This window comes from Clostridium sp. CTA-6 (genome assembly GCF_054768115.1).
In genome coordinates this window covers 107,247-133,558 of the sequence record NZ_BAAAAU010000008.1, presented here as the reverse complement: position 1 = coordinate 133,558, position 26,312 = coordinate 107,247, and the positions used below count along the sequence as shown (strand labels likewise).

Sequence of the window (26,312 nt, the reverse complement as noted above, 5' to 3'; positions counted from 1 at the left end):
CTACATATTATTGTTATAATAGTTATACATAAAATATTATTTAGTTGTTTACATAAGATTAATTTTTAATCTTCCATAATATTTTCTAATCTTAATAGACTTTCTAAATCATTTTTTAAATAGTGAGAAGGGTTTAAGTTTAAATCATAGTACATATTTTTTCCTTGGTCTGGGCATCTTGGCACATTAAACACATGACCTAGTAGGTATAAACTTAAATTTCTGTCTGTTATATTACGATATTCTTCTTCTATGATTTCTAATATGTTTATAGAGTTTTCTATACAAATTTTAGATAAATTGAATATGGCGTTTTTATTACTGCCAACTATAAATTTAGGATAGGTATAAGGTAATATTAAATTTATAGAAGGAAGTAAATTTCTTTTAGGGTACTTTCCACGCCATAATAAATCACCACCCATAAAAGGATACATAGACACTTCATTAAACCAAAGTTTTAATCTAGGTATAAAATAAACACTGTCTACAGATCTATTTTGCCTATCCATTAAATCCTTTCCTCGTCCAGACATAATACCTACTACTATATTTTTTATTTCTAGGTTTTCTTTTTTAAATATAGGATCTAAAGCTTTTATTCTATAACCTTTATGAAGCAAATTATCTACCAAAATAACAGGTCTATTAAAGGATTTTAACATTCTTACTTGAGTGTTTAAGTCAAGATAGTGAGGAAATTCCCCAATTTTAAATCCTTTCATATTAGAATAAAATATTTTTTCTGTATGAAGAGCTTTAGTTACAGTATTAGGAATTATATGCCTATCTAATATATCTCCATAGGGAACACACATAGCTTTACCTAGTTTTCTAGGTGTTTCTACATAACTAGGCACATTATTTTCACTACAAATTTTATCAATCATAGCTTGATGTAAGAAATTACTATGAAAGGATAGAATCAGCTCACCTTTATATAAATTTGTTAAGGCTTTTTGTAGCTTTCTTCTGCTTTCTAAAATTATGTTTTTAATTTTTTTGTTATTTCTATAGGGTTCTTTTATAAAATTTTCAATATCTAAGTTTAATATACAAGGATTACTCATATCTACAGCATATATAGATAAAGAATTATTAACAGTTGGGACTTTAATAAAACCTTGGAGTTTTAATATATCAACTATAGAAGGATTTTGAAATTCTTCACATTTTGGATGGAATACAGCATATTCATAATCTGTAGAGGCACAAAAGGCTAAGGTCTCAGTTACTAGAATTTGTTCTATATATCTACTTTTTTCTGTATTTTTAATATAAAATCCATCTAAAGATAACATTCTACCAGTACTGTTATTTCTTATATATTCCGTAATATGATTGTCTTTCATTTCTTCATATAATACGGTAGATCTTATCCAATGAAATAAAGAGAATCCTATTAGTTCATTTTTTTTGTCTCTTATTAAAATTATTTTAGAAGAGGGCTTTCTTTTTATATTATCTAGTATTTCTTTTATATTTTTTACTTTATATTTTAAAAGAGAAGATATTTCATTTATTATAAAATCATCTATAAAATTTAAAATTATTAATCTTAAAGAAATAGGTTTTATTATAGATTTGTCCTGGGATTCTCTTTGATAAAATCCTTTTTCATATATATATTTTTCTGCTATAGGGTCTACTAAACTAGATATATTTTTATTTTCATCTATATAGCTTCTAATTTGTGTAGAGCTTATCTCTGAATATTTAGAGGACAAAGAAAAAATAAGCACATCTCTTTTTATATAAGAGATTATCTCCCTTAATTTTTCATTGTTTTTTCCCCGTTGAAATATTATATGAGAAAAATTAAATATAGAATTTGCTACATTTATATTTTCTTTTTTATAGCTGGAAGCATTTAATATTACATCACTACCAACGGCTATATATAGTTCAGACTTTGGGAATAGACTTTTTAATTTTTTTAAGTCTTTGTTATTAGCTATGTTTATAGGTATACTAGCAGGATAAATATAGATATTAAGCTGATCTGCAATGGATAAATTTAGTATATCCCTTCTCAGAAGACTAGGAAGTGTTCTTTTAGACCAAGAAAATTCGTCTACTGCTAAAAAAACTTCAAATCCCATGTCCCTTAAAGCTTTGGCTATTTCTTTATGGCTTGCAGAAAAAGGATCAAAGGTTCCAGGGAAAAACGCTACTTTTTCTGCAGAAATCATATTTAAATCTCCAACAAAAAAATTGTAGTCGGATATAAATCTATATATATAATGCATACCTACAGAATTTGTAAGCATCATTAAGTTTTTATTTCTATCCTCTGCAATAAGAGTAAGGATTTTTTTCCCCGTTAGTTTAAATAATTCTGCCTTTTCTTCAAATGAATTTTCTTCTCCAAAAAGATGCTTACCTAAAGAGATAAAAGCAGATTGCTTAACTTGTATGTTATAATCCCCTAAACCATTTAATAAAATTCCAAGCATATTTATCAATCTATTATTAAAAAATTTAGTATCTTCTTTAAATCTAATTTTATAAGTAGAATAATTTGATATAGTAATTCCTATAGTTTTTAAAAGTAAACACTTTAAATTTGTATTAGATTTTTTAAATTTAATAGTTAAATCCTGTATTATTTCATCTAATTCTATAGGTTGAAGCCATAGGAGCACCTGTCCTACATAGGTTGGAATATATTCTGTAAACCTATTACCTTCTATTTCTAGTCCCCTTAGTAATTCAATAGCAATTTCATTTCTTTCTGCTAAACTTAGGTAAGGCATAAGTTCTAAAATAGCATTACCAGCTTTACTTCTAACACTTTCTATATTACTTACTTTTAAAAGATTAGAAAAGTGTATAACTGTATGCATGGCAAAAGAAGAGGGATTTTCTTTTGCATATTTTAAAAGAAGATCTATTTGTATATGCTTTTTTATCCAAGTTGTGTTGGATTTTAAATTACTTAGAGATATTTCTGTAGCTAATTTTTTATTTATATTAATATGCTTTTCAAGACTACAGTATAAGCTTTTCATATTTAAATTTTTAGCCAGTTTTAATTTAAGTAAATTCTCAGTAATATATTTTTTATTTATAATAGAGGAATTTAAATAATCCTCTATTTTATTTTTTATGTTTTCGGGTAAATTTTCCTTTGCCAATAAATTTAAAGTTTTAAGAGCTCCTAATCTTAATGATTGATTTCTTTTTTTCAATATATTAAATATAAAATCCCAAAGATTATTAGTATACTCTGAGGAGAAATCTATAGGTATATATTTTGCAGTATCTAATAAAAAAAGTTGAATATCTACATTTTTATATTTTTTATGATCAAAATGATTAAGTACAATTTTTCTGTAATCATCTAGGGAGCTTTCTTTACAATATTTAAATAAAGATTCAATCATTGTAGAAGTATTATATCCTAGATTGAATTTATTTATATAAATCATATTGCTTGGAGGAGATAGCATAGCTTTTAAATATTCTCTTAAAACATCTCCAGAGGTTATTTCAGCCTTTGGAAGTTCTACATTAGAAGGTATTTCTTTCATATAACTTTCATCAAAGGTTGAAATAAGTTTACCTATTAGTTCAGCACAATGTTTTCTAATATCGTCTTCAGGATGGGTTAAATTTTCAAATAAAAATTTAAGAGTTTGTTTTTTTTGTTTTTGAGTAAGGTAAGTAGAATATTCCTGAAGAACTCTAATATATTCCCTAAGATTTTTCCAGTCCTTTTCAGAACGAGCCGAATCTAGTATGGTTTCTAGAGAAATTTCATCTCTAAGTTGATGCATTAAATAAATACTATGATATATAGATATATTTTTAAGATTATTTGTTATTTCTTCACCTTGCATTAATGAATATTCAGTATTATTTAAAGAGGAATACTTATTAAACATATTTTTGTTAGGATCTACATTTATGTTTAGGCTTAAAAGATAGTCCTCAAAATCTTTTAATTTTGAATAAACACCTTTATATCTTTTTTCTTTTTTTTCATCTAGGTTTTCTAGCTTGTTAAGTATCACATAAAAGGAATCTTCTAAAGAATAAATATGCATTTTATAACCGCAGTTTGTTTCCATATTTTTTACTCTAAAATCTGAATAAATTAATATTAAAGATTCTAAAGATAAATTTTCAACTTCTAGATCCCAGGTAGAGTGGTTCATGGCAATATTCCCAATATAGGGTATATTGTATCTTTTGAACCACTGATCTGTATAATAATAATGAAGATGAGGCACTCTTTTTAAATCTTCACCAGTACATCCGTATTTACCTATATCGTGTCCAGCACCAGCACCAGATACTCTACCTAAATCTATAGGTATACCAACTTTTTTTAATTGACGACCTATATGAACACATAAATAGTGGACACCACATACGTGATCTAAAGTATTAAAGCCCATAACTTCTTCACTTAGTTTCATCATTTCATAAATATAATCCTTTTTAAAATTAGATAAAAATTTTTTATACTCATGGGGTCTTTCTAAGGCTTCTATTTCTTCATCTTTTAAAAAATTTAAGGGGTACTTGCTTTTGAAGTTAGAGGCATTACAATCTTTTTCAAAGTCATTTATTATACAAAATATTTTCAAAAATATTTCCGCACAAATATTTAAATTAGAATCATTTTTTATTTTGTTAGTATGAGGAAAGGTTTTATTTAGAGAGTAAGTATATATTTCTTTTAAACATTCTTCTTCGCTTTTTATAGGATAAATGCCTTCTAATAAACCTTTGCATAATTGCAAGGTGTTTTTAGCAGAAAAATCCTGATTTATTATCATTTTAGATAATTTTTTATTAAATTCTAAAGAATCAATATGTAAACTTATATATTCTTTATTTATACCTTGTTTTTTTATCCAGCTATTATTTTTTAAGCTTTTAGATATTTTATTATATAAATATTTAAAGTTTAATTTAGTCATATAATTTTTAGCCTCCTTTATAAAATGATTTTTAAATTAAAAGGGAGTATTATTATGGATAGTTTTATTCACAGAAATTTTTAGAAAAATTTCTCATGGGATATAGTTTATATTTTTAAATATTTATAGAAGAGAATATATTATAACAATTGTTGTTACGATAATAATGTCTATTATAAAGATTATATAATTTATTTGGATTTTTTTATAGGGATATAAGGAATTTATCTTATTATTATTTTACTTTATTTCAGTTAATAATCACTGTAATATTATTTAAATTTTAATTTAAGATAATAGAATAAAAATTATAGATTTAAACTTTTACAATGTTAAAAAGTCATATATTCACTAAAAGATTATTTGCATTTCAACAAATTTAGTATTTTTAGCAATATACGACCTTTTATTTATACTATTTATTGAATAAAAAATTACATAGATTATATAAATTATAGGCTTCAGGTATATTATTCATATCTATATAATCCATAGGGAAGTTACCATCAAAGGGATACACTGAAATATATTGTTTATTATATACATTTATTATGTATTTATCTTTTTCAAATGTAAAAAATATTTTATATAGTGGTTTTGATTTTGGTTTTTTTTCTAAAGTTTTAAAATTTTCTTTTTTTAAAAGAGTTATAAAGTGTTTTATTAGTTCTTTATCTTTTTTATTTATTTCAGATCCTTTATAAAAATTAGTTTCTGATATAGTAACTTTATATTGTTTTTCTAGGGTTATATTTTTAGCTAAAAGGTTAGTATAGTAGAAATTGTTTGGCTTTTTACCCTTTAGTCCATCTATGGGGAATGCTATATTGCAGGATGTTAGAAGAAAACATGAAATAAATATTAAAAATATTAGTTTTAAAAATTTTTTCAAATAAATCACCTACATAATTTATTACTAATTAAAACTATGTGTTCTTTTTAGGTTTTATTACCTTTATTAATGGTATAATAATAAAAAAATAGATTTATCAGGGAGGGGTAAATTTGAATTTTCAATTAATAGCATTAGATATGGATGGAACTTTATTAAATGATGAGAAGAAAATAACAGAAAAAACTCTTTCTTATATAAAAAGAGCAAAGGAAAAAGGAGTTAAGGTAGTTATATCCTCTGGAAGGGTTCCAGGAGGATTGAAATTTTATGAAGAAACTATAGCTAAAGGGGAACCTATGATTTGTGCTAATGGGGCTTTGATTTTAAATGATAAAAAAGAAACCATATATAATGAAGGAATTAATAAAAATACACTTTTAGATATCATAGATATTTTAAGAAAATATAAGAATACATACTATCATTTTTATCATGATAATATAATGTGTACGGAAAAATTTGATTATAGTACAAAAAAATTTTATGAATTTAATAAAGATATAGAAAGAAAATATAGAATAGAAATAAGGATAATTACGGATGGTAAAGAATATATTAAACATAGGTCTAGTGAGATCACTAAAATAGTAGTAGTTGATAATGATTTGGAATATTTAAATAGAATACAAAAAGAAATAGAAGATAATTTAAAGGTCAGTGTAACTAAATCCCATATAAGTAATATAGAAATATGTAACTTTGGAATTAGTAAGGGAATAGCCTTGGAAAAACTAGCTAATTATTATAATATACCTATAGAAAAATGTATAGCTGTAGGAAATGATGAAAATGATATAAGTATGATAAAAAAAGCAGGTCTTGGAGTATTTATGAGAAATACAAGAGAAGAATTGAAGAAATATGCTGATTACATAACTTGTATGGATAATAATAATGATGGAATAGCAGAAGTAATAGAAAAATTTATATTGTAGTTAAATATATATTAATTTTATATTAAAAAAGCTACTTATAATGGAAGGTAAAATTATTTATAAATATACAATTATTTATAAATATACATACTTTTTAAAGGAAAATTATAAATAAAATTGAAGATATAATTAAAAAATGATATAATACCCGGCAGAGGTATAATTATAGTCGAAGTAAAAAAAAGAGGAGTTTTAGTTATGGAAAATCAAAAGAAAGATGTTAAGAAAGATATACAAACGAGACTTAGAAGAATTGAAGGACAGGTGAAGGGCATAGAAAAAATGGTAGAAAATGAATGCTGTTGTAGAGATGTGCTTATACAGATAGCCGCTATAAGAGCTGCTATGAATAAAGTAGGAGGCTTGGTTTTGGAAAATTATGCCAAACAGTGCTTCTTAGGGGAAGATAAGGAAAAAGATCAAGCTATAGAAGATTTAGTATCTACTTTTACTATGTTTATGAAATAAGGAAATTATGATTTGAAAAGCTGTGTTAGCTTCCTTTTTTTAAAATATGGGAACTATTTAGAGATAAATTCATATTAAAAAACAATTAAGGAACATAGTATCATATAATAATATGTTCCTTAATTATTTTTTTATTTGAAATTATATTTTTGTACTTACGCTGTTATGTTTTTCCTTTTTTACTTTATTCATTGTAATTTTTTCTCTAAATTTATATATAAGTCTCGTCATAGAGGATACCATAACCATACCTAAAGCTATAGCCCCTGCTACAGATAAAGTGGTGAACCCTGTATTTAAAGCTCCACTTACATCTCCTTCAATAACCTTTTGCATGGTGTAGTACATACCACCACCAGGAACTAAGGGGATCATGGCACATATTACCATTAAGGTCACAGGAGTTTTTTCTATTCTTGCCATTACTTCTGAATATATGCTTCCTGCTATAGATCCTATAAAGAAGCTAAATACTGTAGAACAGTTGCTGTTTTTACATATAAGATAGGATAGCCAAGCTATACTTCCCCCTAAAGATGCGTATATAAGTTTTTTACCTTTTATGTTGAATATACCCGCAAATCCTAAAGAGGCTAAAAATGAAAATATAAAATTTGAAATCATAATCATAAAGTAGTTCCCCCTAAATAAATCCATAATTTAAGTACTACACCACTTCCTACTGCTATGGCTACTGCTATTAAGAATGCTTCTGCACCTCTTACAATTCCAGAAATTAAATCTCCCGCAATTGTATCACGTAAAGCATTAACTATTCCTATTCCTGGAACTAATATCATAACAGAGCCGATTATTATTTTATCTACATTTAAATTTGATACCATTAAAGTACTTAAAACTGCTAAAAAAGATACTGTAAAACCACCTACTAGATTAGTAAAGAACACATTAACATTTAAATAACCTAGAAAAGAAAGTACAGGCTTTAGGGCGGCGCCTATTACAAATGCAATAATAAAATCTAAATAGTTTCCTCCAAACAATAATGTAAAGAAAGATGAAATAAAGCAAGAAAAAAGTATTCCTAATTTATTACTATAAGGAATTCCTTTTTTTATTATATTTAATTCTTCTTGAACTTGCTCTAAGGTTAAATTATTTTCTTTTATATTTCTAGATAAACTATTTACCTTATCTATTTTATCTAGGTCTATTGTTCTACTTGTAATTCTTCTACTAAGAGAAACAGTTTTACCATTTTCGTTTGTAGCGGAGATCATTATTACAGTAGGAGTAACATAAGGATCAGAATCTTTAATATTATATGCAGAACATATTCTAGACATAGTTTCTTCTACTCTATATGTTTCTCCGCCACTTTGTAATATTATTTTTCCAGCTTCTGCAGCTATTTTTATTATTTTATTTATATCCATATTATCACCGTTTATTGTTATATTTTTATGTTATCAAAAGTATTATAACACCAAAATTATCTTTGTAAAATGAAATTTTTGTAGAAACATAAAAGTTAAATTTAATTGATTGTTTCAAATTTTACAACTATAATCTATAATTAAGATATGTTTATTTTTAGGAGCGTGATAATATGAACTTTACAAATTTAAAAAAGACAGATTTAACATTATTAGGCATGATAAAGAAAGAAGAGGAAAGACAAGAATATAATATTGAATTAATAGCCTCAGAAAATTTTACTAGTTTATCTGTTATGGAAGCCATGGGATCTTTATTAACGAATAAATATGCAGAAGGCTACCCACATAAAAGGTATTATGGAGGATGCGAATTTGTAGATGAGGTAGAGGATTTAGCAAGAGAAAGATTAAAAAAATTGTTTGGCGCAGAGCATGCTAATGTACAACCACATTCTGGTTCACAAGCTAATATGGCAGTTTATATGTCCGTGCTTCAGCCTGGAGATACTATATTAGGTATGGACCTATCCCATGGTGGACATTTAACTCATGGAAGTCCAGTAAATTTTTCAGGAAAGTTATATAATTTTATATCATATGGTGTAGATAAAGAAACAGAAACTATAGATTATGAATTGCTAAAGAAAATAGCTTTAGAAAATAAGCCTAAAATGATAGTAGCTGGAGCTAGTGCATATCCTAGAATTATAGATTTTCAAAAAATAAGAGAGATTTGTGACGAAGTAGATGCTTATATGATGGTAGATATGGCTCATATAGCAGGTTTAGTAGCAACAGGATTACATCCATCACCAGTACCTTATGCAGATTTTGTTACAACAACTACTCATAAAACTTTAAGAGGACCTAGAGGTGGAGCTATTTTATGTAAAGAAGAATATGCAAAAGCAGTAGATAAAGCTATATTCCCAGGAATTCAAGGTGGACCATTAATGCATATTATAGCAGCGAAGGCTGTTTGCTTTGGAGAAGCTTTAAAAGAAGATTACAAAGAGTATATGGATCAAGTTGTTAAGAATACTAAAGTTTTAGGAGAAGAGTTAAATAATTATGGATTTAGATTAATATCTGGGGGGACAGATAACCATTTATTACTAATAGATTTAACTAATAAAAATATAACTGGAAAAGATGCAGAAAAACTTTTAGATTCAGTAGGAATTACTGTGAATAAAAATACAATCCCTTTTGAAACTTTAAGTCCCTTTGTAACTAGTGGAATTAGAATAGGAACCCCAGCAGTAACCACAAGAGGATTTAAGGAAGAAGAAATGAAAAAAATAGCCTATTTCATGAATTATTCTATAGAGCATAGGGAAGAGAATTTATCTCAAATAAAAGAACAGGTAAAAGAAATTTGTAAAAAGTACCCATTGTATCAAAATGCATAAAAAATGTAGAATTTACACATAATAGATAGGGCTTATGTACCAAAACAGGAGCATAAGCCCATATTCTTGCGATATATTGTAGAAAAACCATATAAATTCAAAAAATATAGCAATTTTAAAGGTTAATCATGTGTAGACAAAAATATAAATAGTATGTACAATGAATCTGTAATAAGAAAACTTTAATTAAAAAATAAATACATAGAAAATCCTCTTCTTAAAACATAAAATTTTTATATTTTTAAGAAGGAATTTAAAATTTTATGTAGAATATTAAGCTTAGGGTGATGAAATTCAAAAATTACCCAAAAATATAAAATGTTGCTATTTATATGTGAATAGCCTTTTATTATAAAACTATTTGTTATAACTTTAACTAATTTGTTATAATTTTAATTAGTTTTGCAAACGTATTCCTAATATTAAAGATATTAATATATTTACAAAGATTTAAACTTGTAATTATATTTTTATTATATTTATAATGTATCATAATTTACATAAGCTAATGTATGTAATTAAATTTAAAGTATTAAACATATTATTTTTCGGAGGTGCTTTTATGAAAATAGTATTAGCTTTAGGAGGAAATGCCTTACAATCAGATCCAAAAGACAAAACTCCAGAAAGTCAATTAAAAACTTGTAAAGATACAGCAAAATCTATAGTAGATTTAATTGAGGAAGGACATACAGTTTCAGTAGTTCATGGAAATGGCCCTCAAGTAGGTCAAATATTAGCTTCTGTAGAGGCTGGATATAAAGCAAATAATTCTAATGTATTATTTCCATTTGATGTTTGCGGAGCCTTTTCACAAGGTTATATAGGATATCATCTTCAAAATGCTATAGAGGATGAATTAGGTAAAAGAAATATTAATAAACCTGTAGGAACAGTAGTTACTCAAGTATTAGTAAATGCTGATGACCAAGGTTTTCAAAATCCTACAAAACCAATAGGTTCTTTTTATAGTGAAGAAGAGGCTAAAAAATTAGAGGCTGAAAAAGGCTATGTAATGAAAGAAGATGCAGGAAGAGGATATAGAAGAGTTGTTGCTTCACCAAAACCTGTAGATGTTATAGAAAAAGCTATGATAAAACAATTAGTTGAAGCAGGAAATGTAGTAATTTCTTGTGGTGGCGGCGGAATTCCAGTTGTTAATGACAATGGTGTTATAAAAGGTGTTCCAGCAGTTATAGATAAAGATTTTGCAGCTGAAAAATTAGCAGAAATAATAGATGCTGATATGTTACTAGTTCTTACAGCTGTAGATCAAGTTGCTATAAACTTTAACAAACCAAATCAAGAATCTTTGGCTAAAATGACTTTAGAAGAAGTTGACAAATATATTGCTGAAGGACAATTTGCACCAGGAAGTATGCTTCCAAAGGTTGAAGCTTGCAAAAAATTTGTTCAATTTAGCGAAAATAAAACTGCATTAATAGCATCCCTTGCAAAAGCAAAAGAAGCTATTAATGGAACTTCAGGTACAAGAATAGTAAAATAATAATTAATTAAAAAGCTAAAATGATTGCATAATACATATGTAATCTAAAATATAAAAGTTTATAATATAAATATTATACTATTAGGAGGAATAACATATGTTTAACTTAAAAAACAGAAACTTTTTAACACTAATGGATTTCACACCAAAGGAAATAAACTATTTCTTAGATTTAGCTAGAGATTTAAAAAGAGCTAAATATACAGGAACTGAAGTACAAAGATTAAAAGGCAAAAACATTGCTTTAATATTTGAAAAAGCTTCAACTAGAACAAGATGCGCATTTGAAGTTGGAGCAAAAGACCAAGGAGCTCATGTAACTTACTTAGGACCAACAGGAAGCCATATTGGTAAAAAAGAATCAGCTGCAGATACTGCAAGAGTTCTAGGAAGAATGTACGATGGTATAGAATACAGAGGATTTGGTCAAGAAATCGTTGAAACTTTAGCTGAATATGCTGGAGTACCAGTTTGGAACGGATTAACAGATGAAGATCACCCAACTCAAATATTAGCTGACTTCTTAACAATAAGAGAACATTTCAATAAACCATTAAGCGAAATTAAATTTGCTTATGTTGGAGATGGTGCTAATAACATGGCAAATGCTCTTATGATAGGTGCTGTTAAAATGGGAATGGACTTTAGAATAGTTTCTCCAAAAGAAATACCAACTGATGCTGCATTAGTTGCTAAATGCAAAGAAATAGCAGCTGAAACTGGCGCTAAAGTTACAATAACTGATAATATCGAAGAAGGTGTTAAAGGTTGTGACGTTTTATATACAGACGTTTGGGTATCAATGGGAGAACCAGATTCAGTATGGGAAAGCAAAATAAAATTATTAACTCCATACAGAGTTGACATGAACATGATAAAAATGACTGGAAATCCTGATGCTAAATTCATGCACTGCTTACCAGCATTCCATGATGAAGAAACAGCAGTAGGTAAAGAAATAAAAGAAAAATATGGCTTATCAGAAATGGAAGTTTCTCACGAATTATTCGAAAGCAAATACTCAATTGTATTTGATGAAGCTGAAAACAGAATGCACACTATAAAAGCTGTTATGGTTGCAACACTAGGAGATCAATAATCTTTAAATATATAAGGTAAAAGGAAGAATGGAAACATTCTTCCTTTTATTTTTGATATATAAAGAAATAATAAAACAACTTTAAAACACTTGAAATTTAAGTAGAATTTCAAGTGTTTTTTGTGTGAAAATTAAAAAAGCTTTAATTAAAGTAGATAGATATAAATTAAAATGATATATACTATATATTTTTCCAGGGATTGTGGATGTTTGCCAATAAATATATTCAATCAATATGTGCAGATAAATATTAATTGAATATAAAAATAATTTTGTTCATTTATATAATATTTGGTAAATAGATAGTATTTTGGAAAATGATATTGACAATTATTATCAATTGTGGTATATTTATGATTATAAGATAAAGTAGTATAGTTTAAAAGATAAATTGCTTATTTGAATACTAGCAAAGAAAAAAATAAAGAATAATACTTTAAAAAATATGAGGTAATAATGTTAGAACAAGTAAAAAATAATATTGTTTTTGATGCAAATAAAATTAAATATATAAAGATAGATAATTTTAAATCAATAGATTACAAAATATATATGAATTTTATTAAGAATGGATTTTCATTAGTGCTAATAATAAATGTGGATAATTTTAATGATTATGATAAAGTTTCTTATTTTTTAACAGAAAAGGAGAAAGCTAAAAGGAATAAATATTTAAGAATTAAAGATAAAAAGTGTTTTTCAATATCCCATGGACTGATTAACTATTTATATTCTAATTGGAATAATTGTGGAATAGAACATCTGTTTATAGGACAAGGATTTTACGGCAAACCGTTTATAAATAATGTTGATAAAATAAACTTTAATATTACCCATTCGATGGATGTTATAGGTATTTGCATTACAAAACATTTAGTGGGGATAGATATAGAGTATATGGATAAGGAAGTTGATTATAAGAATATAATTAATAGTTTATTTAATGAAAATGATAGAGGAATAGTGGATAAGGAGGAGGATATTTTTTTAAAATACTGGGTAGCAAAAGAAGCATATATTAAGTTGGGTGGTAATAGTCTTAATAAGTTGTTGAAATTCTTATATGTTAAAAGAATTTCAAATAATGTTATTGAAATTTTTGATACTTATAATAATGTGTATAAAGGAATCTATATTTTTGAGCCTGAGATTAATTATAAAGGAGGATTGGCTTTACAATGTGCTAAAACTAATTAAAGGATGGAGAGGGTTTAAATGTTTAAGTATTCCATAAAAAATTTAAGAGAAGAAGATAAGGATTTTTTTAAAGATATGATACCGTATTTATCACAGTACATTATAAAATATGAGATTAAAGAAGGGGATATAATTATTTATTGTGATGTAGATAATGAAAATCAGATACGCAATTGTCTGGATCATCTCATAAATATGATTAATAAAAATATCTTGTCGGAAAAAACTGAAGAAATTAAAACTATAGAAGACTATACTAGTTATACAACTATTAACCATTCTAATATTTACAATGAGCTTGTAAGTAGAGGTGATGTTAGAGAATTAGCAAAAGGATCTTTTGCTTATAGTGGATTGTTTTTAGATATATATGAATATTTTGAAAGAAAGATTGATGAGTTTGCTTGTTCTAAATTCAAAAATATAAGAAAAATGGTGTATCCAGATTTGCATTCGATTGAGGATTATATAAAAGGTCGTTATTTTGAAAATTTTCCTCATTATATGATGTTTCAGACGACATTAAAGAATGATATGAGTGTTTATGAAAAGTTTTCTAAATGTAAATTTCATTATAAAAGCATTTTAGATGAAATAAAGACTCCTCAAAATGTTCTTCGGCATGCGGCTTGCGTACCTGTATATTCTTTATTGGAAAATAAGATGTTAGATGCAGAAGAAGTGCAAAGTTTTATTGTATCAGGAAAATGTTTTAGAAACGAAGAAGATAATATATTTGAATTAAGTAGATTGAATGAATTTTATATGAAAGAATTTGTTTTTGTAGGTGATGAAAATGCAGTTAATAAAATGATAGAAATTTCTAGAGAATTGATTAAATTTTGGGTTGATATATTTAAATTTAATAGTAAATATGAAACTGCAAATGACTCATTTTTTGCTAGTAATTATAAAAAAATGAAATTTTTTCAAACTATAGGTAAATCAAAACAAGAATTTAAAGTCTTTATTCCTGGGAATAAAAATTATATTGCAGCAAGCTCAATTAATTATCATAGGACTCATTTTTCTAAGGCATATAATATTATAGGTGAAAAAGGTAATTATTGTTATAGTACATGTTTTGCCTTTGGAATTGAGAGATTAGCTTATGCATTACTATCACAAAAAGGATTGAATATTGATAAATGGGATTTTGAAACTATTAAAGAGATAGAAAAATACAGTAAAATTAAGGAGTAATGAAAAATGAATTACAATATAGAGGTTAGACGTTGTAAAAGTTGTATTTTACCTGAAGTCCCAGGACATGTAGAGTTAGATAGTAATGGTATATGCAATATTTGCAATGGAGATAAACGTACAATAAACAAAGAAAATAATTCTAAAAAAGAGTGCAATCTAGATTATTTTAAACAAAAAATTTTATTTTATGATAAAAAAAATAGTAAGTATAATTGTGTAGTAAGTGTTTCGGGAGGAAAAGATAGCATTATGACATTATATGTTGCAAAAAAGATATTGAACCTTAATGTTTTAGCTGTTTTTATAGATAATGGTTTTGCTTTACCAGAGATGTATGATAATTTAAATAATGCAACAGATATTTTGAATGTAGATATGATGATTTTTAAAACCTCTGACATGATAGATATTTTCAAAAAATGTATAGAATCTAAAAAAGATATATATTATTGTAGGGTATGTCATACTTTATTAGAGTATTATATAAAAAGTATTTGTGTTCAAAATAATATTAATGTAATTTTGGGGGGATATACAAAGGGACAGCAATATATCAAAAATTCAGAATTATTTTGGGTTTATGAAAAATCTGATTATAATATTGTTGAATTGTTTAAAAATGATAAAAAATTTAGTGAATTATCAGCTATTTTTCAGAGTCCAATAAAATATATGACTGAAAAGTTTGGAAATATTGTACAACTTTCTCCATTTAAATATATGACATGGAATGAGAATGAAATATTAAATATTATAACAGAAGAGTTGAAATTTAAAATTCCTAAAAATAGTTGGCCTGACAAATCATCAAATTGTATGTTTAATTATGTATCTCAATTAAAAACTATGAAACAGTTTGGTTATGCTCAGCATGAAACAGAGTTAAGTGATCTTGTAAGAGAAGGTGAGTTATCAAGACAACGTGCATTGGAAATCATAAGAACACCTATAGAAGAAGAAAATTTGAAAAAACCACTTTTAAAGTTGGGATTGTGTATAGATGATATTCTTAATTATTAGGAGGAAAAATGAATATAAAAAATCAAATTAAAGATATTTTAAAAAAGAATATTTTTGAACTAGAAGATGTTGAAATAAATGATGAATTAGAGCTGATATCCAAGGGGTATCTGGAATCATTTGATATAATCAATATTATTTCAATATTAGAAATGAAATTTAATATAAATATACCCATAGAAGAAATTGAAATAATGGATTTTAATACTGTAAATAATATTTATTGCTTGATAGAAAGAATAAAAAGTTTGGAGTAAAAGATGGTTCAGAATAATAAAATATATGATAGATCAAAAGTTATAATTGAAGTAGTAAAGGAACATGAGTTAAAAGAGTGCTGTTTTAGACTCTTTCAATCTGATTTTGGGAAAACGTATTATCCTACATATAAAACAGTATTAGAAATACTGAAAAAAGCATACAGAAAAAATAATATCTTTGTTGCAAAATTGGACAATGCTATGCTTGGATTCATCTGGTTTTCTATGGATGGAGTGTTTAATAAATTTCCTTATTTAAATATGTTGTTTGTATTTCCTGAATTTCGGAAAAGTGGTATTGGAAGATGTTTGTTAAGTTTTTTTGAAAACATGGTATGTAAGGAAAATAAAATACCCCAAGTAAAAATTTTTCTTTTAGTAAAAAGTAGCAATGATATAGCTTTAAAATTATATTCAAATTCTGGGTATAGAGAACTATATACATTTGAAGGCTTATTTAGAAAGAAAATAGATGAAATTTTAATGATTAAAGAAATTATAAATAATAGGTAAAAATGTGAGTTATATAAAAATGATTAGGAGAAAATAAGATGGACCGTAAATATTTTGAAAAACAACAAAGAGAAGATTCTATATTGGTTGGACAGGATATTTTAAGTTTTAGATATAATAATAGCAGAACAGATACTACAATAATTTCTTGCTTAAGAAAAATTGTTAACTTAAGCAAAGAAAAAGTAGCTATTATAGATAATGAAACAAAGATAACTTATGGATATTTCATGAAGCGAGTTAATGCTCTATCAAATTTTTTGCTGAATCAAAAGGAGTTTGAAAGAACATCACCAATTACTTTAATTTTAAATGGGAATTATTTAAGATATGTTTGCGTATATGGTGTTTTAGCTTCAGGTGGATATTATCTGCCTATAGAGCCAGAACTAAACAATATTAATACAATAATTTCTTTAGTAGAACGTTCTAAAAGTAAAGTTGTAATTACAAATAGAGAGTATGTAAATATATTAAAAGAAAAAATATCAGAAAGTGTAAAGCTTATAATTATAGAAGATTTATATTTTAGTAGCCTAGATAGCGCAGAAAACGTTATTGATATAAAAGCCGATGATCCAGCATATATGATATATACATCTGGATCTACGGGAGTACCTAAAGGTGTTATTATACCTCATAGAGCTGTTGTGAATTTAGTTAATGCATTGTACGTTAATTTTAGATTAACAAAAAAGGATAGGGGTGTGGCATTTACATCATTTTCTTTTGATTCATGTGGTTGTGATATATATCCATATTTATTGAATGAAGTCCCTTTAGTATGCATTGAGAAGAGAAAACAGTATGTTTACGATATTGAAAAATTAAATAAATTTTGTATTGATAATATGATATCAATAATGTTTTTACCTACGGTTTTAGCTGAAAAATTTATTACAGTTGATAATAATGTGCTAAGAGTTCTTTATTTTGGAGGGGAAAAATTTTGTAAGAATAAAGTTACTAATTACGAGTTATTTAATTCTTATGGATTGACGGAAACAGGAATACTTAATACAGTCTATAAGATTAAAGGAGATGAGCGAGAAATTCCTTTGGGAGATCCAATAATAAATTCAGGAATATTAATTTTAGATGATGAAGATAAAATTATACCTAAAGGGAAATTGGGGGAAATTGCAATTTTTGGTTCTGGTATAGCAATAGAATATGATAATAATACAGAGTTGACCAATAAAAAATTTATTAAGTTAAAAGAAATGGGGAATTTGAGATGTTGTAAAACTGGAGATTTGGGATATATAAATGAGAATGATAATCTATATTTTAAGGGTAGAAAAGATAAACAAGTAAAAATAAGTGGTTACAGGATAGAGTTAGATGAGATACGATTTTATTTGCAGAAATATGATTGCATAGAATTAAGTATTCCTATGGTAATAAAAAAAGGTGAATTATCTTTATTAGTTAATTTTTATGTTGCAAAAGAAGTACTTGATGAAGAGTTAATTAATAAATTTTTAAGTAAGTATTTACCTTTTTATATGGTGCCATTATGTCACATTAACATAAAAGATGTTCCATATACTACAAATGGGAAAGTTGATTATAATAGGTTACAAAAAATTTTTGAGAATAAAAAAGAAAAAGTACATCTAAAAAGTAATTTACTATATAGCAAATTAAAACTAAGAGAGTTTCTAATTGATAGTTATGCCAATATACTTAAAATGGATAAAGATGAAATAATGGAAGATGTTAGTTTTTTTGAAATGGGTGGAGATTCACTTAAAGCTATGAAATTACAATGGTATATACAAGATGAATTAGGTGTAGAAGTGGACATATCTAAAATTTATGAAGAATTCAGTATAAAAAAACTCCTGAATTTAATACTAATATGATTATATCCAAGTTATTCTATTTTTAAGGAGGTGTGATGCTGTGAGTATAGTTCGATTATTTACATTGCCAGGGGCGGGTTCTTCATCAATAATGTATTACAAATGGATACCGATTATTGGAAAGCAAATCAGACTAAGTCCATTGGAGATACCAGGCCGAGGAATTAAAGAGAGGGATAAAAAAGCAGTAAGTCGTAGAAATCTTATAGATTTGTTATTTGAGGATGTTAAATTAAAGTTGAAGAATAATGAAGAGTATATGATATTAGGAAATAGTTCAAGTTCAATTATAGCAATAGATTTATGTAGACTAATAGAGATGCATGAATTTAAAAAACCGAAGCACATTTTTATTGCTGTGGAACCGCCACCTGATATCTTGAAAAATAGAAAAAAAATGTTGGAAGATCCTAAGAGAAAGAATTTTGTAAAAAGTGTTTTTGAAAAATATTTTCTTGATGATTTAATTACAAAAGAGGAATTAGATAAATTATTGTCCGTATTTTTAAATATTGTTTATAACAACATAGAAAAATTTTTAGATTTTTCTGTAGAAGATATGTATAGGGAGATATATGGAGATATAAAGCTGATAAAAGGGAAGAAATATAAAGCATTGGAGTTTGTGCTTGAACATATAAAACTTTTTATTGAGGATGAAAAAATAACTTTAGAAGATGAAATAAGTCTATTGCCTATCAATGTTGATTTAACTGTTTTTGGAGCTACTAATGATGAAATAGCTAGTGAGTTAGAATTAATGAAATGGAAGAAATATACATGTGCAAAGTTTGAGTTATATATGGTAGAAGGAGATCATTTGATTCTATTTAATAATAATGAAACTGTATTACAGAAGATACAGGAAAAAGCAGAAACTATATTAAAAAAATTTGAGGTGAATTATGAGATCAAGGATTAAGGGAGTAGGAAGATACTTACCAAATAGAATTGTAACTAGCGAAGAAGCGGAAGAACTTGCAGGTTTTAAAAAATTGGGGGTTAGAAAAGGACTTTGTAAGATGCTAACGGGATGTGAAGAAAGAAGATATTCAGATACCAATGAATATAGTTCACATATTGCAGCGAAGGCAGCTATAGATGCCATGAAAAAGGCAGGAGTTTCAAGTGCTGAAATTGATGCACTTATTTTTTGTTCTGTATCTCAAGATTTTGCTGAACCAGCAACAGCAAATGTAGTGATGGATTTATTGAACATAAAGAATGCATTTGGATTTGATGTTAAAAATGCTTGCAATGCATTCTTAACAGGTATTGATATTGCAGATAGTTTAATAAAGACAGGAAAAGCTGATATAGTTCTTGTTGTTTCTGGAGAAGCTTTATCAAAATGGATCAATTTTAAGTTTGAATCTAAAGAGGAACTAATTAGAAGGGCTCCGGTGACTTTGTCTATAGGCGATGGTGGCGGTGCTTTTATAATGGAAAGAGAGGAAGATAACAATAAAGGCATTGTGAAGGGTATTTTCCGTACATATGCAGAATATTGGAACAATAATGTAGTTTGGGGAGGTGGAGTTCGTTTCCCGAGAGATCCTGATAAAATGTATATTCCTGGGACCACTAAAGTTATAATAGATGAGCAAAGAAATTTAGGGAAAAACTTATTGCCAATTTTAGAACGTGAAGTTGGGTGGAATTTTCAGAAGGATGTAGATTGTTATATACCAACACAAGTAGCTAAATGGATTAATAAGAGTATGTCTAAGGAATTATCTTTCCCAATTGAAAAAATTATTCAAGTCGTTGATAAATTTGGAAATGTTGGAGCTAGCAATATTCCGATAGCAACATATGAAGCTATTATGGATGGAAGACTAAAGACTGGAAGTAAGACCTTAATGTCTGGTGTTGGAGTTGGAATTAATATTGCGACTATCGCAGTAATACTTTAGTTATGTAGGTGAGTATATGAAAGAAAAGGTTACTTTTGGAGATATATATACTGTAATTTTTCAAGAGGAAGATAGTAATAAAGAATGTATAATAGTCTACAATGATGAAAAAAGGATTGTGTACAATAAAAAACAATATCAAATGTTGATTAATAAAATGAGTAGATTTTTAAAACTTCTTTATCCAAATATAAAAGTTGGAGATTGGATTGGTTTGAAATATCATAATAACTATCTCTATTATGCAGTAGTATTTGGGGCTATGAAATTGGGATGGAATATATTATTACTTGACAACAAAAGTGAAAGTAATAATAGGTATAGATATAAGATAGATGTGGAATTAGTTGCTATTTTAGATAATAATATATTAGATAATTTTCATAATGAAGCTATTGATATTCAATGTTTAAATAGTAAATTTGAGAAAGATATTTGGTCTAGCAAAGTAGCATTTTTATCTTCTGGAACAACAGGAAAGCCACAAGTTATTATATATCATGCTTATGCAATTTTAAATCAAATAAAAAATGTTAAATATGAATTCTTAAAAAATGAGACATTAGCAGATATTGTGTATAAAACTGATAATTCGTACAGAAAAATAGTAAGTTTTTTACCTATGAATCATATTTTAGGATTTTTATTACCGTTAATTTTTATTACTTTAGACTTAAAAGTTGTTTTTCTATCAGATCAAACACCATATGGGATTATTAAAGGAATAAGAAATGAGAATGCTTTAGGAAGCTTTGGTGTGCCTATGGTGTGGAAATTAATAAAAAATATATTGAAGAGAAGGTATTCTGAAAATCGTGAAGGTGTAGATAAATTATTGGGAAAAAATTTTAAAATTATTTTAAGTGGTGGAAGTAAAACAGATGCTTCTATTAGAAATAGTTATATTAGAGCAGGAATTGAATTTTTCGTTGGTTATGGATTAACAGAAACTGGTTTTTTATCTATAGGTAAAAGTGATTTAAATGATTGTGAGTCTGAGGGAAAAGTTTATGATAATTATGAAATTAAAGTTTTAACTTCAGATGGAAGTATAAGAAATGAGGGCACTGGAGAAATTATCGTAAAATCAGATGCGATATACACTGCTTCTATAAAAGATAAAAAAGAAATTTGCCCTGAACTAATTGAAGGCATGTATTATAGAACGGGGGATATATTTGAGCTAAAAAATAGAAAACTTTTTTTTAAAGGTAGGATGAAAAATATTATTGTAGATGAATCTGGAGAAAATATATATGCTGAAGAATTAGAAGAATTTTTTAAAGATATGAGGCCTAAAGGGATTGTATACTTTATATCAGAATATAAAAATAGGGCTACTATGTTCATTGATAGGAATACACATAAACGCATTTCAAAAGAATATATTATTGAGTTAATAAGGGAAAAAAATAAGAATCTTCCTATTTCAAAGAAAATATTAAAAGTACTATTTTTAAATATAAATATTGAATTTACTCAAAAGGGAGATCCTATCCGCATTCTGGAAGAATATAGGGATGTTGGTGAGGTATTTAATATAAAAGGAGTATGATAATTATGATAGATAATAATACAAAAATTGGACTAAAAAAACAAATTAAAAAATATCTATCGGAGCTAATGGATGTTAACACTGAAGATATTATGGATGATGTAGATTTAACAGAAATGGGAGCTACAAGTATGGTAATCATTCAATTATATGTTATTTTACAGGAGGAGTATGGTATATCACTAGATGCTACAGTAGATCTTTATAAATCAATATCTCTGAATGAAATAGTTGAGAATATTGAAAAGACTAAAATTGATTTAAAAGATATAGTGGGGTGAAAAAATGTATACTAAAAATATTATTGGCATAAAAGATGCACGGAAAAATCAAATTGATATTGTAGGAGGAAAAGGGGCTAATTTAGGACTAATGATTTCATGTGGCATTCCTGTTCCAGATGGCTTTATTATAACAGCTAATGCATATAAAAATTTCTTGAAAAGTAATGGTATATTAGAAATAATAGAACAAAAAATTAGTAATATGGATAAAGAAACTTTATCTATAGAGGATGAAACTGAAGAGATAAGAAATTTAATCTTAAAAGCTGAGTTTCCAAAGGACTTAAAAGAAGATATATTGAGTAGATTTAATAAATTTAAGAGACCTATTCACTTAGCAGTAAGATCTTCGGCAACAGCCGAAGATTTACCGGAAGCAAGTTTTGCAGGGCAACAAGAGACATATTTGAATATTATGAATAAGGAAGATTTATTTGTATCAATAAAAAAGTGCTTTTCTTCTCTTTGGAGCATTAGGTCATTTTCATATAGAACTAATAATGGATATGATCATTTGAATGTTGGTATAGCAGTTGTTATTCAAGAAATGATTGAATCGGATATTTCTGGTGTTATGTTTACATCTAACCCAATAACTGCTGAAAAAGAAATAATGATAGATGCATCTTATAATTTGGGGGAAGCCATAGTGTCAGGAAAAGTTACACCAGATAATTATGTTCTTGATAAAAATGGTAAAAAAATAGCTTTTACTCTTGGAAGTAAGGAAATTTCAGTTGTATATTCGGATAAAGGAACTGTGGTTGTAAATAATTCTTTTGATATGAGAGAAAGAAGATGTCTTCATAATGAAAATTTAAAAGAATTATTTGATATGGCTTTAAAGATAGAAGGTTTATATAAAAAACCTATGGATATAGAATGGGCAATTAAAAATAAAAAAGTATATATTCTTCAGGCACGTCCAATTACAACTATAAAGAAAAAACAGAATAAAAATACCAGAAAGCAGTACTCACAAAAAGAAAAAAAGTATTTAAATAATATGATAGAACATTTTCCAGTTGCATGTTATCCACTAGATTATGAAATTGCAATGATATTGCAAAATATGAAATTTGAACTTTTTAAGGATGTAGGACTAAAAATAGAAAGTCCTATATATATGGATAATATGGGTATAATCCATATGAATAAAATTAGGTGGAAAGTAAATCCAAAAGTTTTACGCTTTTTTAAAGTTTATAATGAATATAAAAATAATGAAAAGAATATTGAATATGGAGAAAAAATTTTAGATTCTTGTAAAAAAGAACTCAAAGTAATAGAACAAAATATAGATGAAAATAGTTATAAATTTTCTCTTTGTGATGTAGATAAATACATGAGTGATATTATTTCAATTCATAAAAGAATTTCTTTTGCAAGATTTAGATATTTTCTTTTTCCATCTGTTATTATTGGTGAAAAACTTGATAAAGAACTTAAATCTATAAATCCAAATTATACAGAGTATGATCTCTTATCAGATTTAGATTATGTAACAGTAGATATGAATAAGGATATTGATATTTTATCAAAAACTTTATCAAGAAATAAAGAATTAATAAAGGATTTAATAGAAGGGGCAAGCTATGCATTTATAAAAGAAAAATATGATTACGATTCAATAGAAATAAAAGAGTTTTTTAATAAATATGGTTGGAAGTCTAATTATTGCTGTATTCCATTCTCTTCATCTTCTTGGAATGAGGAACCAAATAGATTTATAAAACTTCTTAAAATAACCATTTCAGAGAATAAAGAATATAAAGAAAACAAATCTGGAAAATACATGGGTATATTGAAAGAGTTGGAGGAAAGTAAAGGTACAAAAAGATTTAAGAAAACAATGGCAGATATTACTTATTATAGACTAGCTCATGTTAGACGTGAGGAAAGTCAATATCTTTGGGAAACAGGATTTGGATTATTGAGGGTGCTTTTAAAACGAATAGAAGCTTTGTTAAATACAAAGAAAGAAGATTTGCTCTATTTGTCTTTTCAAGATTTAAGAAAAGTAATAGCTATTGGTAAGTTAGAGCATGAATGTAGAGAATTGATTTCATATAGGAAAAATCACCGTAGAGAGGCTGAAGAACTTTGGGAGCAGATGACATTAGATGCTTTTTACGATAATGAGAAAAATATTTTTAAGGGAATAAGTGGAAGTTCAGGTTTAGTGAGAGGTAGAGTTTGTATTATAAAAAATCATACTGAATTTGATAAACTGAAAGAAGATAATATTCTTATATGTCCATACACTGATCCTGAGTGGACCCCTCTTTTTAAAATAGCAAAAGGAGTTGTTTCAGATACAGGGGGAGCTTTATCTCATGCAGCTATCGTTGCACGTGAATATAATATACCAGCAGTATTGGGTGTTGGAAATGCCACAGTAAATTTATCAGATGGAGACTATATATTAGTAGACGGAAATAATGGTATTGTAAAGCGATTATCAGAGGAAATAATATGACAAAGAATATAGAAGAAAAACAGGAGAAATTTGAAAAACTTACTAAGACGCCAATTCCTAAATTAATATTGAAAATGGCTATACCGTCTACAATGGCAATGCTAATAGGAATTGCATACAGTTTAGCAGATACTTATTTTATATCCAAGATCGATACAATATCTACAGCATCAGTAGGGCTGGCATTTTCATTTATGAGTGTTACCCAGGCCTTTGGACTTTTATATGGACACGGTTCAGGAAATTATATGTCAAGAATGGAAAGTAAAAAAAATAGAACAGAGTCATCAAAAATGGCAATAGATGGTCTTGTTATATCATTTCTCACAGGGACAATTATAATGATCTTTGGGGAACTGTATTTAAATGAATTAGCACTTTTTTTAGGAGCCACTAATTCTCTTTTATTTTCAACGAAAGAATATCTTTTAATACTATTAATAGGTACCCCGTTTATGATTTCAGCTTTGACGATGAATAATCAATTTAGATTACAAGGAAATCCAAGTTTGGGGGCGGCTGCTATTGCATCTGGAGCAGTAATTAACTGTATACTGGATCCTATTTTTATTTTTTATTTTAATTTAGGAATTAAAGGAGCCGCGTATGCCACGATTATTGGAGAAATAATAAGCTTTATCATTTTAATTATAGTTAGTGGAATGAGAGAAAATATAAAATTTAATCTAAAAAATTTTTCTATAAATAAAAAAATATTGTCTGAGCTTTATGGAGGAGGGATACCGAATTTTACAAGAGAAATTTTTATAGGAATATCTCTTATGCTTTTGAATAATGAATTAAAAATTTTTGGCGAAGAATATATAGCTTCTTTTACTATAGTTAATAGATTAGTGCTTGCAGGAACTTATCTTATGGTAGGGCTTGGACATGGATTTCAGCCTGTGTGTATATTTAATTATGGTGCTAAGTTATATGAACGAGTAGAGAAAGCTTTAAAATTTACATTAAGATCAGCTATAATATTTATGGCTTTTATTTCTATAATATTTTTAATGTACAGCGAAAATATGGTAATGTTGTTTAGAAATGATAATGAGATAATTAATATAGGTTCACAAGTTTTAAGTATACAATCAATCACTTTACCACTTATAGGATATATTACTATAACGGGTATGTTCTTACAAAGTACACATAAATTCAAAGAAGCTACTTTAATTACTTCATCCAGGCAGGGTTATATATATATACCTTTAATTTTAATAATGTCTAAGATGTTGGGGATAAAGGGTATATTGTATGTTCAACCTTTATCAGATTTTATTACTTTTGTTATTTCAGTTGTTTTAGTAGCTAAGTATAAAAAAGAGTTAAAATGTTAGAGTATACTTTAATATAAAATA

The 26,312-nt window shown here is 26.8% G+C and carries 21 protein-coding genes; 17 read left to right on the top strand and 4 right to left on the bottom strand.

Features of this window, described 5'->3' with window-relative positions; translation table 11 throughout:
* Positions 1-65: 65 nt before the first annotated feature.
* Positions 66-4,931 carry a nicotinate-nicotinamide nucleotide adenylyltransferase gene (locus ACYUDJ_RS13670; RefSeq protein WP_003484582.1) on the bottom strand — a complete coding sequence of 1,622 codons (4,866 nt, stop codon included), beginning with the start codon at positions 4,929-4,931 and terminating at the stop codon, positions 66-68.
* A gap of 415 nt (positions 4,932-5,346) precedes the next feature.
* A complete protein-coding gene (locus ACYUDJ_RS13665; RefSeq protein WP_042384598.1) occupies positions 5,347-5,823 on the bottom strand; it encodes a DUF4883 family protein in 477 nt (158 codons plus the stop codon).
* A 113-nt stretch (positions 5,824-5,936) separates the two neighbouring features.
* On the opposite strand from ACYUDJ_RS13665, the gene ACYUDJ_RS13660 reads away from it, so the two are divergent.
* Both ACYUDJ_RS13660 and ACYUDJ_RS13655 read left to right on the top strand, forming a co-directional pair.
* Positions 5,937-6,761 carry a Cof-type HAD-IIB family hydrolase gene (locus tag ACYUDJ_RS13660; protein ID WP_003484586.1) on the top strand — a complete coding sequence of 275 codons (825 nt, stop codon included), beginning with the start codon at positions 5,937-5,939 and terminating at the stop codon, positions 6,759-6,761.
* A gap of 198 nt (positions 6,762-6,959) precedes the next feature.
* Positions 6,960-7,229, top strand: a complete 270-nt coding sequence (locus ACYUDJ_RS13655; protein ID WP_003484588.1) for a metal-sensitive transcriptional regulator — start codon at positions 6,960-6,962, stop codon at positions 7,227-7,229.
* Between the two features lie 141 nt (positions 7,230-7,370).
* Here ACYUDJ_RS13655 and ACYUDJ_RS13650 read toward each other — a convergent pair whose 3' ends face one another.
* Positions 7,371-7,859: a threonine/serine exporter family protein gene (locus ACYUDJ_RS13650; RefSeq protein WP_003484589.1), complete on the bottom strand. Its 489-nt coding sequence runs from the start codon at positions 7,857-7,859 to the stop codon at positions 7,371-7,373.
* The gene (locus tag ACYUDJ_RS13645; RefSeq protein WP_003484590.1) at positions 7,856-8,626 is read right to left on the bottom strand and encodes a threonine/serine exporter family protein; all 771 of its coding nucleotides are present in this window, start codon (positions 8,624-8,626) and stop codon (positions 7,856-7,858) included. Before ACYUDJ_RS13645 ends, ACYUDJ_RS13650 begins: the two co-directional genes overlap by 4 nt.
* 173 nt (positions 8,627-8,799) lie before the next feature.
* Between ACYUDJ_RS13645 and glyA the strand changes: the two genes are divergently transcribed.
* The 15 genes from glyA (at position 8,800) to ACYUDJ_RS13570 (ending at position 26,291) form a co-directional block, all read left to right on the top strand.
* On the top strand, positions 8,800-10,041 hold the full coding sequence (gene glyA / locus ACYUDJ_RS13640) for a serine hydroxymethyltransferase (RefSeq protein WP_003484591.1): 1,242 nt from the start codon (positions 8,800-8,802) through the stop codon (positions 10,039-10,041).
* 562 nt (positions 10,042-10,603) lie between these two features.
* Complete coding sequence (arcC, locus tag ACYUDJ_RS13635; RefSeq protein WP_042384601.1) at positions 10,604-11,548, top strand: carbamate kinase; 945 nt, start codon at positions 10,604-10,606, stop codon at positions 11,546-11,548.
* Between the two features lie 97 nt (positions 11,549-11,645).
* Positions 11,646-12,647, top strand: coding sequence for an ornithine carbamoyltransferase (gene argF, locus ACYUDJ_RS13630; protein WP_030035825.1), 1,002 nt, complete (start codon positions 11,646-11,648; stop codon positions 12,645-12,647).
* A gap of 456 nt (positions 12,648-13,103) precedes the next feature.
* Positions 13,104-13,844 (top strand): 4'-phosphopantetheinyl transferase family protein, encoded by a 741-nt coding sequence (locus ACYUDJ_RS13625; protein WP_003484594.1) that lies wholly within the window; start codon positions 13,104-13,106, stop codon positions 13,842-13,844.
* Positions 13,845-13,862: 18 nt separating this feature from the next.
* Positions 13,863-15,047: an aminoacyl--tRNA ligase-related protein gene (locus ACYUDJ_RS13620; protein ID WP_003484595.1), complete on the top strand. Its 1,185-nt coding sequence runs from the start codon at positions 13,863-13,865 to the stop codon at positions 15,045-15,047.
* Between the two features lie 6 nt (positions 15,048-15,053).
* A complete protein-coding gene (locus tag ACYUDJ_RS13615) occupies positions 15,054-16,070 on the top strand; it encodes a phosphoadenosine phosphosulfate reductase domain-containing protein (protein WP_003484596.1) in 1,017 nt (338 codons plus the stop codon).
* Positions 16,071-16,078: 8 nt separating this feature from the next.
* Positions 16,079-16,327, top strand: coding sequence for a phosphopantetheine-binding protein (locus tag ACYUDJ_RS13610; RefSeq protein WP_003484597.1), 249 nt, complete (start codon positions 16,079-16,081; stop codon positions 16,325-16,327).
* Positions 16,328-16,330: 3 nt separating this feature from the next.
* Complete coding sequence (locus ACYUDJ_RS13605) at positions 16,331-16,843, top strand: GNAT family N-acetyltransferase (RefSeq protein ID WP_003484598.1); 513 nt, start codon at positions 16,331-16,333, stop codon at positions 16,841-16,843.
* A gap of 38 nt (positions 16,844-16,881) precedes the next feature.
* Positions 16,882-18,711, top strand: coding sequence for a non-ribosomal peptide synthetase (locus ACYUDJ_RS13600; protein WP_003484600.1), 1,830 nt, complete (start codon positions 16,882-16,884; stop codon positions 18,709-18,711).
* A gap of 40 nt (positions 18,712-18,751) precedes the next feature.
* A complete protein-coding gene (locus ACYUDJ_RS13595; RefSeq protein ID WP_042384607.1) occupies positions 18,752-19,633 on the top strand; it encodes a thioesterase II family protein in 882 nt (293 codons plus the stop codon).
* Complete coding sequence (locus ACYUDJ_RS13590) at positions 19,617-20,627, top strand: 3-oxoacyl-ACP synthase III family protein (RefSeq protein WP_003484604.1); 1,011 nt, start codon at positions 19,617-19,619, stop codon at positions 20,625-20,627. The genes ACYUDJ_RS13595 and ACYUDJ_RS13590 overlap by 17 nt, the downstream gene beginning before the upstream one ends.
* Positions 20,628-20,643: 16 nt before the next feature.
* A complete protein-coding gene (locus ACYUDJ_RS13585; protein ID WP_003484606.1) occupies positions 20,644-22,182 on the top strand; it encodes an AMP-binding protein in 1,539 nt (512 codons plus the stop codon).
* A gap of 5 nt (positions 22,183-22,187) precedes the next feature.
* A complete protein-coding gene (locus ACYUDJ_RS13580) occupies positions 22,188-22,463 on the top strand; it encodes an acyl carrier protein (protein ID WP_030035812.1) in 276 nt (91 codons plus the stop codon).
* Between the two features lie 4 nt (positions 22,464-22,467).
* On the top strand, positions 22,468-24,945 hold the full coding sequence (locus ACYUDJ_RS13575; protein WP_003484608.1) for a PEP/pyruvate-binding domain-containing protein: 2,478 nt from the start codon (positions 22,468-22,470) through the stop codon (positions 24,943-24,945).
* Positions 24,942-26,291 (top strand): MATE family efflux transporter, encoded by a 1,350-nt coding sequence (locus ACYUDJ_RS13570; RefSeq protein ID WP_003484609.1) that lies wholly within the window; start codon positions 24,942-24,944, stop codon positions 26,289-26,291. The genes ACYUDJ_RS13575 and ACYUDJ_RS13570 overlap by 4 nt, the downstream gene beginning before the upstream one ends.
* Positions 26,292-26,312 lie beyond the last annotated feature (21 nt).

What these genes read in the sequence shown, in the direction of transcription:
- ACYUDJ_RS13670 (WP_003484582.1), bottom strand. Translation starts at nt 4,931, where the DNA reads ATGACTAAATTAAACTTTAAATATTTATATAATAAAATATCTAAAAGC.
- ACYUDJ_RS13655 (WP_003484588.1), top strand. Translation starts at nt 6,960, where the DNA reads ATGGAAAATCAAAAGAAAGATGTTAAGAAAGATATACAAACGAGACTT.
- ACYUDJ_RS13650 (WP_003484589.1), bottom strand. Translation starts at nt 7,859, where the DNA reads ATGATTATGATTTCAAATTTTATATTTTCATTTTTAGCCTCTTTAGGA.
- ACYUDJ_RS13645 (WP_003484590.1), bottom strand. Translation starts at nt 8,626, where the DNA reads ATGGATATAAATAAAATAATAAAAATAGCTGCAGAAGCTGGAAAAATA.
- glyA (WP_003484591.1), top strand. Translation starts at nt 8,800, where the DNA reads ATGAACTTTACAAATTTAAAAAAGACAGATTTAACATTATTAGGCATG.
- arcC (WP_042384601.1), top strand. Translation starts at nt 10,604, where the DNA reads ATGAAAATAGTATTAGCTTTAGGAGGAAATGCCTTACAATCAGATCCA.
- argF (WP_030035825.1), top strand. Translation starts at nt 11,646, where the DNA reads ATGTTTAACTTAAAAAACAGAAACTTTTTAACACTAATGGATTTCACA.
- ACYUDJ_RS13625 (WP_003484594.1), top strand. Translation starts at nt 13,104, where the DNA reads ATGTTAGAACAAGTAAAAAATAATATTGTTTTTGATGCAAATAAAATT.
- ACYUDJ_RS13620 (WP_003484595.1), top strand. Translation starts at nt 13,863, where the DNA reads ATGTTTAAGTATTCCATAAAAAATTTAAGAGAAGAAGATAAGGATTTT.
- ACYUDJ_RS13615 (WP_003484596.1), top strand. Translation starts at nt 15,054, where the DNA reads ATGAATTACAATATAGAGGTTAGACGTTGTAAAAGTTGTATTTTACCT.
- ACYUDJ_RS13610 (WP_003484597.1), top strand. Translation starts at nt 16,079, where the DNA reads ATGAATATAAAAAATCAAATTAAAGATATTTTAAAAAAGAATATTTTT.
- ACYUDJ_RS13605 (WP_003484598.1), top strand. Translation starts at nt 16,331, where the DNA reads ATGGTTCAGAATAATAAAATATATGATAGATCAAAAGTTATAATTGAA.
- ACYUDJ_RS13600 (WP_003484600.1), top strand. Translation starts at nt 16,882, where the DNA reads ATGGACCGTAAATATTTTGAAAAACAACAAAGAGAAGATTCTATATTG.
- ACYUDJ_RS13590 (WP_003484604.1), top strand. Translation starts at nt 19,617, where the DNA reads ATGAGATCAAGGATTAAGGGAGTAGGAAGATACTTACCAAATAGAATT.
- ACYUDJ_RS13585 (WP_003484606.1), top strand. Translation starts at nt 20,644, where the DNA reads ATGAAAGAAAAGGTTACTTTTGGAGATATATATACTGTAATTTTTCAA.
- ACYUDJ_RS13580 (WP_030035812.1), top strand. Translation starts at nt 22,188, where the DNA reads ATGATAGATAATAATACAAAAATTGGACTAAAAAAACAAATTAAAAAA.
- ACYUDJ_RS13575 (WP_003484608.1), top strand. Translation starts at nt 22,468, where the DNA reads ATGTATACTAAAAATATTATTGGCATAAAAGATGCACGGAAAAATCAA.
- ACYUDJ_RS13570 (WP_003484609.1), top strand. Translation starts at nt 24,942, where the DNA reads ATGACAAAGAATATAGAAGAAAAACAGGAGAAATTTGAAAAACTTACT.